We start from the raw sequence: 16451 nt of genomic DNA, 5'->3' as shown, positions 1-16451 counted from the left end.
AGTGTATCTGGTTTATGACGGTGAAACATGTCTTCTTATGAAAACCATCAGGCGCTTGATGGCCTGACTCTCGGAAAATCAACGGATTACCGGGATAATTATGACGCCAGCCTGTTACAGGGCGTCCCGCGCAGCCTGAATCGCGATCCGCTGGATTTAAAAGCGGACAACCTGCCTTTTCACGGCGCCGATATCTGGACGCTGTATGAACTGTCATGGCTGAACGCGAAAGGCGTGCCGCAGGTCGCCGTTGGTCATGTGGAACTGGACTACACCAGCGTCAATTTGATTGAGTCGAAAAGTTTTAAGCTGTACCTGAACAGCTTTAACCAGACCCGTTTTGACTCCTGGGACGCCGTGCGTCAGACGCTGGAAAACGACCTGCGCGCCTGTGCGCAAGGCGAAGTCAGCGTCGCGCTGTACCGTCTTGATGAGCTGGAAGGGCAACCTGTCGCCCATTTTCACGGCACCTGCATTGATGACCAGGATATCACCATCGATAACTATCAGTTCAGCACCGACTATCTGGAGAATGCCGCCAGCGGCGAAAAAGTCGTGGAAGAGACGCTGGTCAGCCATCTGCTGAAGTCAAACTGCCTGATCACCCACCAGCCGGACTGGGGCTCCATACAAATTCGTTATCGCGGGCGCAAAATCGACCGCGAGAAGCTGCTGCGTTATCTGGTCTCGTTCCGTCATCACAACGAGTTCCACGAGCAGTGCGTTGAGCGCATTTTTAACGACCTTCTGCGTTTCTGCCAGCCGGAAAAACTGAGCGTGTACGCACGCTATACGCGTCGTGGCGGTCTGGATATCAACCCGTGGCGCAGCAACACCGATTTTGTGCCTGCGACGGGCAGACTGGTGCGTCAGTAATCTTTTTTTCTCAATTTTGCGCGCCGGATTCCGCGCGCAAGGTTGTGAAAGGTCATAAGCCAGCGCTATTGTAATCAACAGGGAATGACGTCTTGCGTCCCATAAGGAGTTTACTTGATTACACATATTAGCCCGCTTGGCTCAATGGACATGTTGTCGCAGCTGGAAGTCGATATGCTTAAACGCACGGCCAGCAGCGACTTGTATCAACTGTTTCGTAACTGTTCGCTTGCCGTACTGAACTCCGGCAGTCTGACTGATAACAGCAAGGAATTGCTGTCTCGTTTTGAAAGTTTCGACATCAACGTGCTGCGTCGTGAACGCGGCGTGAAGCTCGAACTGATTAACCCGCCTGAAGACGCCTTTGTGGACGGACGCATCATCCGCGCCTTGCAGGCTAACCTGTTCGCCGTGTTGCGCGACATCCTGTTCGTCAACGGTCAGATTCACAATGCAGGCCGTTTCCAGCATCTGGATCTCGAAAGCTCGGTGCATATTACCAACCTGGTGTTCTCGATCCTGCGCAACGCCCGGGCGCTGCACGTCGGCGAAGCGCCAAACATGGTCGTCTGCTGGGGCGGTCACTCCATTAACGAAAACGAATATCTCTATGCCCGCCGCGTCGGCACCCAGCTGGGTCTGCGTGAGCTGAACATTTGCACCGGCTGCGGGCCAGGCGCAATGGAAGCGCCAATGAAAGGCGCGGCAGTAGGCCACGCGCAGCAGCGTTACAAAGACAGCCGCTTTATCGGTATGACGGAACCTTCCATCATCGCGGCAGAACCGCCTAACCCGCTGGTCAATGAATTGATCATCATGCCGGATATCGAAAAACGCCTCGAAGCCTTCGTGCGTATCGCCCACGGCATTATCATCTTCCCGGGCGGCGTCGGTACGGCGGAAGAACTTCTCTATCTGCTGGGGATCCTGATGAACCCGGCGAATAAAGATCAGGTGCTGCCGCTGATCCTCACCGGGCCGAAAGAGAGTGCGGATTACTTCCGCGTGCTGGACGAATTTATCGTGCATACGCTGGGAGAAGACGCCCGCCGTTACTACCGCGTCATCATTGATGACGCCACGGAAGTGGCGCGGCTGATGAAAAAAGCGATGCCGCTGGTGAAAGAGAATCGCCGCGACACTGGCGACGCTTACAGCTTCAACTGGTCGATTCGCATCGCGCCGGACCTGCAAATTCCGTTCGAACCGTCGCATGAGAATATGGCGAATCTGCAACTTTACCCCGATCAACCGGTTGAAATTCTGGCGGCGGATCTGCGGCGCGCCTTCTCCGGCATCGTTGCGGGTAACGTCAAGGAGGTCGGCATCCGTGCGATTGAGGAGTTCGGGCCTTATAAAATCCACGGCGACCGCGAGATGATGCGTCGCATGGACGACCTGCTCCAGGGCTTTGTCGCGCAGCATCGTATGAAACTGCCCGGCTCGGCTTACATTCCCTGCTACGAAATCTGCGCATAACGCGCAGCGCCCGGTGGAGCACATCCGCCGGGTCAGACGATCGTCCGCTTTCTCAGACCGGGTCTGGTGTTTTCACCGCCCGGTTTTTTCATTGATACCAGTCACATAGTGAAGCTAAGTTTATAAATGCCGCTTATATTTCAAAATAAAAGCATTAACGCGCAAACGTTTACCTTGCAATACCAATAGTAATTTATCAGCCGTAATTCTTATTAGTCGCGACAATCCTCCAAAAACATTGTTTTTTATAGCCAAACCTCCGTATATTGCGCCCCGATCTTTTAGGGCATATGTCGTTAATGGTAGCCTTCGCGCCCGTAAATTCGCTTTGATGTTTTTTTAACAGATTAATGGTCCAAATTTATCCACATAACAGGTGGATTATTGCATTTGGGATCGCGATCACTGATACATTCATAAGTTAAATGTATCTTTCCGCCCGCAAATTATTACGGCGAAAAATTATATAAAAATCGTCATTAAACGAATTTCATTTTACGGTCAGGTCTTTTTTCATTGGATTAGACCACAAACCTGACTTTTAGCTTCCTCCAGGAGAAACAGATGGAAACCACTCAAACCAGCACTATTGCTTCGATTGATTCTCGAAGCGGATGGCGCAAGACGGACACCATGTGGATGCTGGGCCTTTACGGCACGGCAATCGGCGCGGGCGTACTGTTCCTGCCAATTAACGCAGGCGTCGGCGGTATGATCCCGCTGATCATCATGGCGATTATCGCTTTCCCGATGACCTTCTTCGCACACCGCGGCCTGACTCGCTTCGTGCTGTCCGGTAAAAACCCTGGCGAAGACATCACTGAAGTGGTTGAAGAGCACTTCGGTATTGGCGCGGGTAAACTGATCACCCTGCTCTACTTCTTCGCGATTTACCCGATTCTGCTGGTTTACAGTGTGGCGATTACCAACACCGTGGAAAGCTTCATGACCCACCAGTTGGCCATCACCCCTCCGCCGCGCGCGATTCTGTCTCTGATCCTGATTGTCGGCATGATGACCATCGTGCGCTTCGGTGAGCAGATGATCGTTAAAGCGATGAGTATTCTGGTATTCCCGTTTGTTGCGGCCCTGATGCTGCTGGCCCTGTACCTGATCCCTCAGTGGAGCGGCGCAGCGCTGGAAACACTCTCCTTTGATTCCGCTGCCTCTACCGGCAATGGTCTGTGGATGACGCTGTGGCTGGCAATTCCGGTAATGGTGTTCTCTTTCAACCACTCTCCGATCATCTCCTCCTTCGCGGTCGCGAAGCGTGAAGAGTACGGCGATGCGGCTGAGAAGAAATGCTCTAAGATCCTGGCATTCGCTCACATCATGATGGTGCTGACCGTTATGTTCTTCGTCTTCAGTTGCGTATTGAGCCTGACGCCGGCAGACCTGGCAGCAGCGAAAGAGCAGAACATCTCTATTCTGTCTTACCTGGCGAACCACTTTAACGCGCCAGTCATCGCCTGGATGGCGCCGATCATCGCGATTATCGCCATCACGAAATCCTTCCTCGGCCACTACCTGGGCGCTCGTGAAGGTTTCAACGGAATGGTTATCAAGTCTCTGCGCGGCAAAGGCAAATCCATCGAAATCAACAAACTGAACAAAATCACTGCGCTGTTCATGCTGGTTACGACCTGGATTGTCGCCACGCTGAACCCAAGCATCCTGGGGATGATTGAAACCCTGGGCGGCCCAATCATCGCGATGATTCTGTTCCTGATGCCGATGTATGCCATCCAGAAAGTCCCGGCAATGCGTAAGTACAGCGGCCACATCAGCAACGTATTCGTTGTTGTTATGGGTCTGATCGCTATCTCCGCTATTTTCTACTCCCTGTTCAGCTAAGTTTTGTAGCGCCGCTTTCGGGCGGCGCTTCCTCCCTGAGATTTAAGCAATGGATGCCCTATGATTAGCGTATTCGATATTTTCAAAATCGGCATTGGCCCTTCCAGCTCTCACACCGTCGGGCCAATGAAAGCAGGCAAACAATTCACGGATGATCTGATTGCCCGCAATATTCTGACCGATGTCACCCGCGTCGTGGTGGATGTCTATGGTTCACTGTCGCTGACCGGTAAAGGTCACCACACTGACATTGCCATTATTATGGGTCTGGCGGGAAATCTGCCGGATACCGTCGACATCGACGCCATTCCGTTCTTTATTCAGGACGTGAACACCCACGGACGTTTACTGCTGGCGAATGGTCAGCATGAAGTGGAGTTTCCGGTCGATAAGTGCATGAATTTCCATGCCGACAACCTGTCTCTGCATGAGAACGGGATGCGTATTAGCGCGCTGGCGGGCGATAAGGTCCTCTACAGCCAAACTTACTACTCCATTGGCGGTGGTTTCATCGTTGATGAAGAACATTTCGGTTTGTCGAACAGTGCGCCGGTCAACGTGCCGTATCCGTACAAATCCGCAGCCGATCTGCAAAAACACTGCCAGGAAACCGGTCTGTCGCTTTCCGGCCTGATGATGCAAAACGAGCTGGCGCTGCACAGCAAAGAAGAGCTGGAACAGCACTTTGCCAACGTCTGGGAAGTGATGCGCGGCGGTATTGAACGCGGCATCACGACGGAAGGCGTACTGCCGGGGAAACTGCGCGTTCCACGTCGTGCCGCAGCGCTGCGTCGTATGCTGGTCAGCCAGGATAAAACCACGACCGATCCGATGGCGGTTGTCGACTGGATCAACATGTTCGCGCTGGCGGTCAACGAAGAGAACGCGGCGGGCGGGCGTGTCGTGACTGCGCCAACCAACGGCGCATGCGGCATCGTTCCGGCGGTACTGGCGTACTACGACAAGTTTATCCGCGAAGTTAACGCCAACTCACTGGCTCGCTACATGCTGGTGGCCAGCGCGATCGGCTCTCTGTACAAGATGAACGCCTCCATTTCCGGTGCGGAAGTGGGCTGTCAGGGTGAGGTCGGCGTGGCCTGCTCTATGGCGGCGGCGGGTCTGGCAGAGCTGCTGGGCGGCAGTCCGACGCAAGTGTGCATCGCTGCGGAAATTGGCATGGAACACAACCTGGGTCTGACCTGCGATCCGGTTGCGGGCCAGGTACAGGTGCCGTGCATTGAGCGTAACGCGATTGCCTCCGTGAAAGCGGTCAACGCCGCGCGTATGGCGCTGCGTCGTACCAGCGAGCCGCGCGTGTGCCTCGATAAAGTTATTGAGACCATGTACGAAACCGGTAAAGACATGAACGCCAAGTACCGTGAAACCTCTCGCGGCGGCCTGGCGATGAAGATTGTCGCCTGCGATTAAGTCCTACCACGTTTCAGGATCTGTAGGCCGGATAAGGCGCTCGCCGCCATCCGGCATTTATTGCCTGATGGCGCTTCGCTTATCAGGCCTACGGATCGCGCTATTTCGCAACACTCGCCTCCTGTCGCCCTGGATGTTACCCTGTCCCCAAATTTGTCAGGGAGAACACCGTGGCCGTCCATCTGCTTATCGTCGATGCACTGAATTTAATTCGCCGTATTCATGCGGTTCAAGGCTCGCCCTGCGCGGAGACCTGCCTGCATGCGCTTGAGCAGTTGATTGTACACAGTCAGCCGACGCACGCCGTCGCCGTATTTGACGATGAAGCGCGCAACAGCGGCTGGCGTCATCAGCGTCTCCCGGACTACAAAGCCGGTCGTCCTCCCATGCCTGACGAGTTGCACAATGAGATGCCCGCAATACGCGCCGCCTTCGAACAGCGCGGCGTGCAATGCTGGGTTTCCAGCGGCAATGAGGCGGATGATTTAGCCGCCACGCTGGCGGTCAAGGTCACACAGGCCGGGCATCAGGCCACTATCGTTTCTACCGACAAAGGCTACTGTCAGTTGCTCTCCCCGACGCTGCGTATCCGCGATTATTTCCAGAAACGCTGGCTGGATGCGCCATTCATTGAGAAAGAGTTCGGCGTCCTTCCCCAACAGTTGCCGGACTACTGGGGGCTGGCGGGGATCAGCAGTTCAAAAGTCCCCGGCGTGGCGGGTATCGGCCCCAAAAGCGCGACTCAATTGTTGGTTCAGTTTCAGACTCTGGAAGGGATTTATGCGCACCTCGACGAGGTGGCGGAAAAGTGGCGCAAGAAGCTTGAAGCGCATAAAGAGATGGCATTTTTGTGCCGCGATATCGCGCGCCTGCAAACGGATCTCCATATCGACGGGAACTTGCAGCAGCTACGGCTGACGCGGTAGCTGTATTGCCGGATGGCGCTACGCTTATCCGACCTACATTTCGTGCAATCCTGTAGGCCGGATAAGGCCATCCGGCAAAATTACCAGGCGGTATGATACAACTCGACGATATCGGCAATACTCGCTTCACGCGGATTACCACCGGTGCAAACATCGTCAAATGCCGCCTGCGCCAGCGCCGGAATATCCTCTTTACGCACGCCGACATCGCGTAAATGCAACGGAATACCGACGTCCCGGTTGAGGGTAAATACCGCTTCCACGGCGGCATTACGCGCCTCGCTCAAACTTATCCCTTCGACCTTCTCGCCCATCGCACGCGCGATATCACGGAACTTCTCACCGGTATATTCCGCGTTGTAGCGCATGATATGCGGCAGAAGAATCGCATTAGCAACGCCGTGCGGAGTGTTATAAAACGCGCCCAGCGGATGCGCCATCCCGTGCACCAGCCCAAGCCCCACGTTGGAAAAGCCCATCCCGGCAACGTACTGCCCCAGCGCCATCGCTTCGCCCGCTTCACGCTCGCCTGCAACCGAACCACGCAATGCCCCAGCGATGATCTCAATGGCCTTAATATGCAGCGCATCCGTCAACGCCCACGCGGCACGGGTGATGTATCCTTCGATCGCGTGGGTTAACGCATCCACCCCGGTTGCCGCCTTCAGCGCGGGCGGCATGCCGTCCATCATGTCGGCATCAATAAACGCGACCTGCGGGATATCATGCGGATCGACACAAACAAATTTACGCCGCTTTTCTTCATCAGTGATCACATAGTTAATGGTCACTTCCGCTGCGGTTCCCGCAGTGGTCGGGATCGCCATCACCGGCACGCTCGGATAACGGGTCGGCGACAGCCCCTCCAGACTGCGCACGTCAGCAAACTCAGGGTTATTGCTGATAATACCGATCGCCTTACAGGTATCCTGCGGGGAGCCGCCGCCGATGGCAATCAGGTAGTCTGCCCCGCTTTGTTGAAATACGTTCAGCCCCTCTTTCACCACGCCGATGGTTGGATTTGGGATCACGCCATCGTAGATCGCCCATGCCAGCCCTGCGGCATCCATCTTATCCGTGACGTTTCTGACCACCCCGCACTGCACCAGCGTTTTGTCACTGACAATTAGCGCCTTGCGATAGCCCCGGCGTTGAACCTCATCGGTTAACGCCGCCACCGCCCCCCGGCCAAACCATGCCGTTTCGTTCAGGATCATTCTGTTCGCCATAGCCCGTCTCCTTCGCTGTGCGAAATTACTCTTCGATACGTAATCCGTAGGTTTTGAATTTTTCCAGCACAATGGCGATAGCCTCATCATCCAGTACAGGCACTGGATCGGTAATCGCCAGCGTACTGAGGTACAGCTGCGCCAGCACTTCCACTTCATGCGCCAGCCACAGCGCTTTTTCCAGGTTCTCTTCGCAGGCGATCAACCCATGATGCTGTAGCAGGGTCGCTTTGCGATTTTTGAGCGCAACGGCAACGTATTCAGAAAGTTCACGCGTGCCGAACGTGGCGTAAGGCGCACACGGAATGGAGTTCCCCCCCGCCGCCGCAATCATGTAATGAATGGCTGGAATAGGACGATTGAGGATCGACACCGCCGTGCAGTGAACGGCATGGTTATGGACGACAGCGTTAGCATCCGGGCGCGTCTGGTAGGCCGCCATATGGAAACGCCACTCGCTGGAAGGCAATTTTCCCTGCTCATGCTGACCCTCTGCATCAATAAAGACGATATGTGATTCGGTGAGTTTGTCATACGGAATGCCCGTTGGCGTGATCAGCATCCCGCCCTGATAACGCACGCTCACATTGCCTGCGGTCCCCTGGTTCAGCCCCAGCCGGGTCATCTCCAGGCAGGTGTCGATAATCTGGCGGGCCAGTGTGTTTCGTTCCATTAGTTACCTCTCTCAGTCATTCAAAACGCGACAACAGAACAGCACGTTGCTCTGCTGAATTAATTGAACATTTGGTAACCATCATCATATTGAATAGCGATAAAGGAATTTACATGACTTTATTTTGTGATACGCATCAATTAATCACGTCAGTTAAATACCGTTTTCGCCGGATTCACTCTCGCCAAAATGACCGCTCTTAATATTATTTATCCAAACGGGCATTTTCATAATATTTGTAACAAATGCCCGTTTTCGCAGTAATAAATTAAATCGGTCATCAACGCTGTGGGTTTTTAATTTTATTTACTCAAACGGGCATCATTTTTCAGAAATTAAAGTGATGATAATCACATAAAGCCACCCTCCAGGTGCTAAATGTGACCACCATCATATTAAACAGCGTTTTTTATTTGAAAATGAATTCATGAGTTCACCATCAACAGCCAATCTTCTCTGGCAGATAACAGGAACTCGCCTGGTTTGTCGATCTGGTGAGAAACACCGGTCGTACTTCTAAAATGTTGAACACGCTTCTGAGCCAATGAGGATGCTATGGGAAACACAACAATACAGACGCAGAGTTTTCGTGCGGTGGATACAGGGCAAAGCAAACGCTATATCATTCCGTTCGCTTTACTCTGCTCACTGTTTTTCCTTTGGGCGGTTGCCAATAACCTGAATGACATTTTATTACCACAATTTCAGCAAGCTTTTACGTTAACTAATTTCCAGGCAGGTTTGATTCAGTCTGCTTTTTATTTCGGCTATTTTGTTATTCCCATCCCCGCGGGTATTTTGATGAAAAAGCTGAGTTATAAAGCGGGGATAATTACCGGACTATTCTTATATGCTTTTGGCGCGGCATTATTCTGGCCGGCTGCTGAAGTGATGAATTACACCTTGTTTTTGATTGGTCTTTTTATTATTGCCGCAGGACTTGGTTGTCTTGAAACCGCCGCGAACCCTTTTGTTACGGTATTAGGGCCAGAAAGCGGTGGCCATTTCCGTCTCAATCTGGCGCAAACATTTAACTCTTTCGGCGCTATTATCGCCGTGGTGTTCGGGCAAAGTCTTATTTTGTCTAACGTCCCACATCAATCTCAGGACGTGCTCGATAAAATGACGCCTGAGCAATTGAGTACGTATAAACACAGCCTGGTTTTGTCGGTACAGACGCCTTATATGATCATCGTGGCTATCGTTTTACTGGTTGCCCTGCTGATCATGCTGACCAAATTCCCGGCGCTACAGAGCGACGATCACAGTGACGCCCAACAAAGTTCATTCACCGCTTCGCTTGCCCGCCTGGTGCGTATTCGCCACTGGCGCTGGGCGGTGCTGGCGCAGTTCTGCTACGTCGGCGCGCAAACCGCCTGCTGGAGCTACCTGATCCGTTACGCTATCGAAGAGATCCCCGGCATGACGCCTGGCTTTGCCGCCAACTACCTGACCGGCACGATGGTGTGCTTCTTTATTGGCCGCTTCTCCGGCACCTGGCTTATCAGCCGCTTTGCGCCGCATAAAGTGCTGGCGGCCTATGCCCTGCTCTCCATGATCCTGTGTCTGGTTTCAGCCTTTAGCGGCGGCCATATCGGCCTGCTGGCCCTGACGCTGTGCAGCGCATTTATGTCGATTCAGTACCCCACTATCTTCTCGCTGGGTATTAAAAATCTGGGACAGGACACCAAATACGGCTCGTCGTTCATCGTCATGACCATCATTGGCGGCGGCATCGTCACGCCGGTCATGGGTTTTGTCAGCGATGCGGCTGGCAACATCCCAACGGCTGAACTGGTCCCGGCGCTCTGCTTTGCCGTCATCTTCATCTTTGCCCGTTTCCGTTCACAAGCGGCAACTAACTGAACATTTTTCCGAATAACGTGAGGAACCTGTAATGAAAAAAATCAGCTTACCGAAAATTGGCATTCGCCCGGTTATTGATGGACGTCGCATGGGGGTACGCGAGTCGCTGGAAGAACAGACCATGAATATGGCGAAAGCCACCGCTGCGCTTATCACCGAAAAACTCCGCCATGCCTGCGGCGCGCAGATTGAGTGCGTGATTGCGGATACCTGCATTGCCGGAATGGCGGAATCCGCCGCCTGTGAAGAGAAATTCAGCAGCCAGAATGTTGGCGTAACCATTACCGTGACACCGTGCTGGTGCTACGGCAGCGAAACCATCGATATGGACCCAATGCGCCCGAAAGCCATCTGGGGCTTCAACGGTACGGAACGTCCCGGCGCCGTTTATCTGGCCGCCGCGTTGGCCGCGCACAGCCAGAAAGGCATTCCGGCATTCTCTATTTATGGTCATGACGTACAGGATGCCGACGACACCTCGATCCCTGCCGACGTTGAAGAAAAACTGCTGCGCTTTGCGCGCGCTGGTCTGGCGGTCGCCAGCATGAAAGGCAGAAGCTACCTCTCTGTGGGTGGTGTCTCAATGGGGATTGCCGGTTCCATCGTCGATCACAACTTCTTTGAGTCCTGGCTGGGGATGAAAGTGCAGGCGGTGGACATGACCGAGCTGCGCCGTCGCATCGACCAGAAAATCTATGACGAAGCCGAGCTGGAGATGGCGCTGGCGTGGGCGGATAAAAACTTCCGCTATGGCGAGGATCAGAACGCGCAGCAGTACAAACGTAATGAAGAACAAAGCCGCGCGGTGCTGAAAGAGAGCCTGCTGATGGCGATGTGCATTCGCGACATGATGCAGGGCAACAACAAGCTGGCGGAAAAAGGGCTGGTCGAAGAGTCGCTGGGATATAACGCCATTGCGGCAGGCTTCCAGGGCCAGCGCCACTGGACCGATCAATACCCGAACGGCGACACCGCCGAAGCGCTGCTGAACAGCTCCTTTGACTGGAACGGCGTGCGCGAACCGTTTGTCGTCGCTACCGAAAACGACAGCCTCAACGGCGTAGCGATGCTGCTGGGCCATCAACTCACCGGAACCGCGCAGGTCTTTGCCGACGTGCGAACCTACTGGTCCCCGGAAGCGGTAGAGCGCGTCACAGGCCAGCCGCTCACCGGCCTTGCGGAGCACGGCATCATTCACCTGATCAACTCCGGCTCTGCGGCGCTGGACGGCTCCTGCAAGCAGCGCGATAGCGAAGGCAAACCAACCATGAAGCCGCACTGGGAAATCAGCCAACAGGAAGCGGACGCCTGCCTGGCCGCCACCGAATGGTGCCCGGCGATCCACGAATACTTCCGTGGCGGCGGCTACTCCTCTCGCTTCCTGACCGAAGGCGGCGTGCCGTTCACCATGACCCGCGTGAACATCATCAAGGGTCTAGGGCCGGTACTGCAAATCGCTGAAGGCTGGAGCGTGGAACTGCCGAAAGATATGCACGATCAGCTCGACGCCCGCACCAACTCGACCTGGCCGACCACCTGGTTTGCGCCGCGTCTTACCGGTAAAGGCCCGTTCACCGACGTTTACTCGGTGATGGCGAACTGGGGCGCTAACCACGGCGTACTGACCATCGGCCACGTCGGCGCTGACTTCATCACGCTCGCCGCCATGCTGCGTATTCCGGTCTGTATGCACAACGTGGACGATGCGAAAATCTACCGTCCTTCCGCCTGGGCTGCGCACGGTATGGATATTGAAGGTCAGGATTATCGCGCCTGCCAGAACTACGGGCCGCTGTACAAACGTTAATGCGTCACTTCTTTGCCCGGTGGCGTAAGCTTACCGGGCCTACAATTTCGCATTTTGTAGGCCGGATCAGCGCAGCGCCATCCGGCAACGTTTCGGAGCTACTATGAAACAAGACGTCATTCTGGTTCTCGACTGCGGCGCCACCAACGTACGGGCAATGGCCGTTGACCGTCAGGGAAACATTGTCGCCCGCGCATCAACAGCGAATGCCAGCGACATCGCCACGGAAAATAGCGCCTGGCATCAGTGGTCGCTGGCGGCCATTCTGCAACGCTTCGCGGACTGCTGTCAGCAACTGAAGACGGAACTGGCGGCCTGCCGGGTTCGCGGCATCACCGTCACGACGTTCGGCGTAGACGGCGCGCTGGTTGATGAACAGGGTCAGTTACGCTATCCGGTCATCAGCTGGAAATGCCCCCGCACCCTTGCCGTCATGGAAAACATCGGCCGCTTTATGCCGCCGCAGCAGTTGCAGGCGATCTCCGGCGTCGGCGCATTCGCTTTTAATACGCTGTATAAACTGGTGTGGCTGAAAGAGAACCACCCGCAGTTGCTCGAACAGGCGCACGCCTGGCTGTTTATTTCATCGCTGATCAACCACCGTTTAACCGGTGAATTCACCACCGATATCACCATGGCGGGCACCAGCCAGATGCTGGATATCCACCAGCGGGATTTCAGCCCGGAGATTTTACAGGCCACGGGTTTACCCCGCCGTCTGTTTCCACGGTTAGTTGAAGCGGGCGAACGGATTGGCACGTTGCAAAACGACGCCGCAAACCTGCTTGGGCTTGAGGCGGGTATCCCGGTGATCTCCGCCGGGCATGACACGCAGTTTGCCCTTTTTGGCGCCGGCGCAGAACAGGATGAACCGGTACTCTCGTCCGGTACGTGGGAAATCCTGATGGTACGCAGCGCGCAGGTGAACACGCCGCTGCTCAGCCATTACGCCGGCTCCACCTGTGAACTGGACAGCCAGGCCGGGCTTTATAACCCAGGCATGCAGTGGCTGGCTTCCGGCGTGCTCGAATGGGTGCGCAAACTGCTCTGGACGCCAGAAACGCCGTGGCAGACGCTGATTGACGAAGCGCACGCCATTCCGCCGGGTGCTGAAGGCGTGAAGATGCAGTGCGATCTCCTCACCTGTCAAAACGCGGGCTGGCAGGGGGTGACGCTGAACACAACGCGTGGTCATTTTTACCGCGCCGCGCTGGAAGGGCTCACGGCGCAACTGCAACGTAATCTGCAAACGCTGGAAAAGATTGGTCACTTCCAGGCAACTGAGCTTCTGCTGGTTGGCGGCGGAAGCCGCAACGCGCTGTGGAATCAAATCAAAGCCAATCTGCTTGATATACCGATTAAGGTGCTGGATGACGCGGAAACCACCGTCGCCGGGGCCGCCATGTTCGGCTGGTATGGCGTAGGCGAATTTGCCAGCCCGGAACAGGCCCGAGCCCAGGTACGCTATCAGTACCGCTATTTCTGGCCGCAAACTGAACCCGAATTTATTGAGGGAGTGTGAGATGCTAAAAACTATTTCGCCATTAATATCCCCTGAGTTACTGAAAGTGCTGGCTGAAATGGGGCACGGGGATGAGATTATTTTTTCCGATGCCCACTTTCCCGCGCACAGTATGGGACCGCAGGTTATTCGCGCAGATGGTCTGAAAGTCAGCGATCTGCTCCGGGCGATTATCCCGTTGTTTGAACTGGACAGCTACGCGCCGTCGCTGGTGATGATGGCCGCCGTAGAGGGCGATTCGCTCGACCCGACGGTTGAAGCGCGTTATCGCGATGCGCTCTCATTACAGACGCCGTGCCCGGAGATTGTCCGCATCAACCGCTATGCATTTTATGAGCGGGCGCAAAAAGCCTTTGCGATCGTTATCACAGGAGAGTGTGCGAAGTACGGGAATATTCTTTTAAAAAAAGGGGTAACGCCGTAATCTCTTGCCGGTGCGCCCGCATGATGCGGGCGTTCATCGAATGATGGGGTGAGAAAAGATGAAAGCGGCACGCCAACAAGCGATAGTAGACCTGCTGATCAACCATAAAAGTCTGACCACCGAGGCGCTGTCAGTACAGCTTAACGTCAGCAAAGAGACCATTCGCCGCGATCTCAGCGAGCTACAGGCGCAGGGAAAAGTGCTGCGCAATCACGGGCGCGCCAAGTATATTCACCGGGAAAACCAGGACAGCGGCGACCCGTTCCACATCCGGCTGAAAAGCCACTATGCGCATAAGGCGGATATCGCCAGGGAGGCGCTGGCATGGATAGAACCGGGCATGGTGATCGCTCTGGATGCCAGCTCAACCTGCTGGTATCTGGCCCGCCAGTTGCCGGACATTGATATTCACGTCTTTACCAACAGTCACCCGATTTGCCAGGAACTGGGCAAACGCGAGCATATTCAGCTCATCAGTTCCGGCGGCCAGCTTGAGCGTAAATATGGCTGCTACGTCAATCCGTCGCTTATCTCTCAGCTTAAGCCGCTCGACATTGACCTGTTTATTTTTTCCTGCGAGGGGATCGACCGCGGCGGCGCGCTCTGGGACTCAAATACGATCAACGCGGATTTCAAATCCACGCTGCTTAAGCGCGCATCACAGTCTTTATTGTTGATCGACAAGAGTAAGCTCAACCGCTCGGGAGAGGCCTGCATCGGGCATCTGGATGATGTGACGCACATCATTTCCGATGAGCGCCAGGGGGTAATTCATGCCTGATAGCCTTGCCGCTTATCAGGCCAACAAATACCCGGCGCGGGCCGGATAAGGCATTTACGCCGCTATCCGGCAATCCATCGTATTACCGCTCGTCGCGACGCCCGCCCACGGCGGCCCACAGCCGACGGACATGCACGGTCACTTCTTCACGATCGTGATACAGCTGTCGCGCCTGAATTTGCGCGTTAATGCCGTGTTCATCAAGCTGCGCCTGAATATACGCCAGGTTCTGCGACACCTCTTCATAGCGTTTTTTCATCGGCAGCTTGAGATTGAAGATCGTCTCGCGACACCAGCCGTTTACTAACCACTGCGCCATCAGCGCGGCAACCTTAGCAGGCTTTTCCACCATGTCGCACACCATCCACGAGATGTTATTGCGATTCGGACGGTATCTGAATCCATCTTCGCGCAGCCAGGTCACCTGCCCGGTATCCATCAGGCTCTGCGCCATTGGGCCGTTATCGACAGAGTAAACCCACATGTTGCGCTTCACTAACTGGTAGGTCCAACCGCCAGGGCAGGCGCCTAAATCCACGGCATACATCCCGTTCGCCAGACGTTCATCCCACTCATCGGCCGGAATAAAAACATGCAGCGCTTCTTCCAGCTTCAGCGTCGAACGGCTTGGCGCATCGGCCGGGAATTTCAGCCGTGGAATCCCCATATAGAACGGCGAGTTGTTGTCAGGATACGAATACCCGGTATAACAGCAGCCCGGCGCGATGAAGAAAACATGCACCACCGGACGCTTTGGCGTTTCATAGTTTGTCAGAATCCCCGCGTCGCGCAGCGCGGCCCGCAGCGGCACCGTAAATTTACGGCAAAACTTCATCAACTCTTTGCTTTCATTGGTGTCTGCGACTTCAACACGCAGCTCGCCGCCTTTTTCCACAACGCCCTGTAGCATCACGACAATCGGCGTAATGCGATCGTCCGGCGGCAGGTCGCGCAGCAACTCGCCGACGACGAACATCTGACGCGCAAAAATGAGCGAGGAAAAAGGCAGCTCTTTTACTATTTTTTCAGCATCGTCAGGCTGATAGCACTCAAAGACGACGTACCCGGCATTGTCTTTAACACGAGCGAAGCCAAAGATTTCCCGACGCGCCGCCTTATCCGTTATTTCAGCAGCGCACTCCTTTTCAAAACCAGGGCGACACAACAATACAACCTTATTCATGACCAACGCCCTTACGTTTCAAACGGATGGCGCCAATTAACATCAGCACCCAGCCTGCCAGGAAACTCACGCCGCCGACAGGAGTAACAAACGCCCACAGGCGTAAATGAGACAGCGCCAGGCAATACAGGCTGCCGCTAAACAGCACCGTACCTAACGCCAGAAAAACGCTGCTCCAGTAAAACCAGATGCTAATGCGTCGCTGCATCGCAACCGCCAGGCCAAAAATGGCCAGCGTATGAAACGCCTGATATTGCAGGCCGGTCTGGACCCAGCCCATTTCAACCACACCAAGAGTTTTGCTCAGGACATGCGCCCCAAAGGCACCCAGAGCAACATAGATAAAGCCGCTTATCGCGGCAAAAATCAGCATAAAACGGCTGGTCATGGTAGTACCCTAAAT

14 protein-coding genes are annotated in these 16451 nt (G+C 54.8%); 10 read left to right on the top strand and 4 right to left on the bottom strand.

Translation table 11 applies throughout. The features are described 5' to 3' along the window. Nucleotides 1-27: 27 nt before the first annotated feature. From queF to xni, 5 genes are all read left to right on the top strand, one after another. The gene (queF, locus tag FD428_RS04430; RefSeq protein WP_114848807.1) at nt 28-876 is read left to right on the top strand and encodes an NADPH-dependent 7-cyano-7-deazaguanine reductase QueF; all 849 of its coding nucleotides are present in this window, start codon (nt 28-30) and stop codon (nt 874-876) included. Between the two features lie 114 nt (nt 877-990). After that, nucleotides 991-2355: a nucleotide 5'-monophosphate nucleosidase PpnN gene (ppnN, locus tag FD428_RS04425; protein WP_024130903.1), complete on the top strand. Its 1365-nt coding sequence runs from the start codon at nt 991-993 to the stop codon at nt 2353-2355. A gap of 564 nt (nt 2356-2919) precedes the next feature. Beyond that, on the top strand, nt 2920-4209 hold the full coding sequence (sdaC, locus tag FD428_RS04420; RefSeq protein ID WP_049009488.1) for an HAAAP family serine/threonine permease SdaC: 1290 nt from the start codon (nt 2920-2922) through the stop codon (nt 4207-4209). Between the two features lie 60 nt (nt 4210-4269). Next, the gene (gene sdaB / locus FD428_RS04415) at nt 4270-5637 is read left to right on the top strand and encodes an L-serine ammonia-lyase II (protein ID WP_012134908.1); all 1368 of its coding nucleotides are present in this window, start codon (nt 4270-4272) and stop codon (nt 5635-5637) included. A 170-nt stretch (nt 5638-5807) separates the two neighbouring features. Then, entirely contained in the window at nt 5808-6563 is a 756-nt protein-coding gene (gene xni / locus FD428_RS04410) for a flap endonuclease Xni (RefSeq protein ID WP_047461571.1), read from the top strand. Between the two features lie 80 nt (nt 6564-6643). On the opposite strand, the gene fucO is transcribed toward xni, so the two are convergent. Together fucO and fucA are read right to left on the bottom strand one after the other, a co-directional pair. Next, nucleotides 6644-7792: a lactaldehyde reductase gene (gene fucO / locus FD428_RS04405; RefSeq protein WP_058668032.1), complete on the bottom strand. Its 1149-nt coding sequence runs from the start codon at nt 7790-7792 to the stop codon at nt 6644-6646. A gap of 25 nt (nt 7793-7817) precedes the next feature. Beyond that, nucleotides 7818-8465, bottom strand: a complete 648-nt coding sequence (gene fucA, locus FD428_RS04400; RefSeq protein WP_012134912.1) for an L-fuculose-phosphate aldolase — start codon at nt 8463-8465, stop codon at nt 7818-7820. A gap of 555 nt (nt 8466-9020) precedes the next feature. Between fucA and fucP the strand changes: the two genes are divergently transcribed. From fucP to fucR, 5 genes are all read left to right on the top strand, one after another. Next, on the top strand, nt 9021-10331 hold the full coding sequence (fucP, locus tag FD428_RS04385; protein WP_012134914.1) for an L-fucose:H+ symporter permease: 1311 nt from the start codon (nt 9021-9023) through the stop codon (nt 10329-10331). Nucleotides 10332-10362: 31 nt separating this feature from the next. After that, nucleotides 10363-12138: an L-fucose isomerase gene (fucI, locus tag FD428_RS04380; RefSeq protein WP_114848808.1), complete on the top strand. Its 1776-nt coding sequence runs from the start codon at nt 10363-10365 to the stop codon at nt 12136-12138. A 103-nt stretch (nt 12139-12241) separates the two neighbouring features. Continuing rightward, complete coding sequence (gene fucK, locus FD428_RS04375; RefSeq protein WP_047461559.1) at nt 12242-13660, top strand: L-fuculokinase; 1419 nt, start codon at nt 12242-12244, stop codon at nt 13658-13660. A gap of 1 nt (nt 13661) precedes the next feature. Then, entirely contained in the window at nt 13662-14084 is a 423-nt protein-coding gene (gene fucU / locus FD428_RS04370) for an L-fucose mutarotase (protein ID WP_114848809.1), read from the top strand. A gap of 58 nt (nt 14085-14142) precedes the next feature. Then, nucleotides 14143-14865 carry an L-fucose operon activator gene (gene fucR, locus FD428_RS04365; RefSeq protein WP_012134922.1) on the top strand — a complete coding sequence of 241 codons (723 nt, stop codon included), beginning with the start codon at nt 14143-14145 and terminating at the stop codon, nt 14863-14865. Nucleotides 14866-14947: 82 nt separating this feature from the next. Here fucR and rlmM read toward each other — a convergent pair whose 3' ends face one another. Both rlmM and FD428_RS04355 read right to left on the bottom strand, forming a co-directional pair. Further along, nucleotides 14948-16048: a 23S rRNA (cytidine(2498)-2'-O)-methyltransferase RlmM gene (rlmM, locus tag FD428_RS04360; protein ID WP_114848810.1), complete on the bottom strand. Its 1101-nt coding sequence runs from the start codon at nt 16046-16048 to the stop codon at nt 14948-14950. Beyond that, nucleotides 16041-16436, bottom strand: coding sequence for a DUF423 domain-containing protein (locus FD428_RS04355; protein ID WP_012134924.1), 396 nt, complete (start codon nt 16434-16436; stop codon nt 16041-16043). Before FD428_RS04355 ends, rlmM begins: the two co-directional genes overlap by 8 nt. Nucleotides 16437-16451 lie beyond the last annotated feature (15 nt).

This window comes from Citrobacter sp. TBCP-5362, assembly GCF_005406305.1.
GTDB lineage: Bacteria > Pseudomonadota > Gammaproteobacteria > Enterobacterales > Enterobacteriaceae > Citrobacter_B > Citrobacter_B koseri.
Note: the sequence above shows the minus strand (reverse complement) of the source record. Positions and strands in the feature narration are given on the sequence as shown.

Excerpts from the sequence above, each read along its gene's own strand:
- fucI (WP_114848808.1), top strand. The coding sequence starts at position 10,363 with ATGAAAAAAATCAGCTTACCGAAAATTGGCATTCGCCCGGTTATTGAT.
- queF (WP_114848807.1), top strand. The coding sequence starts at position 28 with ATGTCTTCTTATGAAAACCATCAGGCGCTTGATGGCCTGACTCTCGGA.
- fucR (WP_012134922.1), top strand. The coding sequence starts at position 14,143 with ATGAAAGCGGCACGCCAACAAGCGATAGTAGACCTGCTGATCAACCAT.
- rlmM (WP_114848810.1), bottom strand. The coding sequence starts at position 16,048 with ATGAATAAGGTTGTATTGTTGTGTCGCCCTGGTTTTGAAAAGGAGTGC.
- fucK (WP_047461559.1), top strand. The coding sequence starts at position 12,242 with ATGAAACAAGACGTCATTCTGGTTCTCGACTGCGGCGCCACCAACGTA.
- sdaB (WP_012134908.1), top strand. The coding sequence starts at position 4,270 with ATGATTAGCGTATTCGATATTTTCAAAATCGGCATTGGCCCTTCCAGC.
- fucO (WP_058668032.1), bottom strand. The coding sequence starts at position 7,792 with ATGGCGAACAGAATGATCCTGAACGAAACGGCATGGTTTGGCCGGGGG.
- fucP (WP_012134914.1), top strand. The coding sequence starts at position 9,021 with ATGGGAAACACAACAATACAGACGCAGAGTTTTCGTGCGGTGGATACA.
- sdaC (WP_049009488.1), top strand. The coding sequence starts at position 2,920 with ATGGAAACCACTCAAACCAGCACTATTGCTTCGATTGATTCTCGAAGC.
- FD428_RS04355 (WP_012134924.1), bottom strand. The coding sequence starts at position 16,436 with ATGACCAGCCGTTTTATGCTGATTTTTGCCGCGATAAGCGGCTTTATC.
- fucA (WP_012134912.1), bottom strand. The coding sequence starts at position 8,465 with ATGGAACGAAACACACTGGCCCGCCAGATTATCGACACCTGCCTGGAG.
- fucU (WP_114848809.1), top strand. The coding sequence starts at position 13,662 with ATGCTAAAAACTATTTCGCCATTAATATCCCCTGAGTTACTGAAAGTG.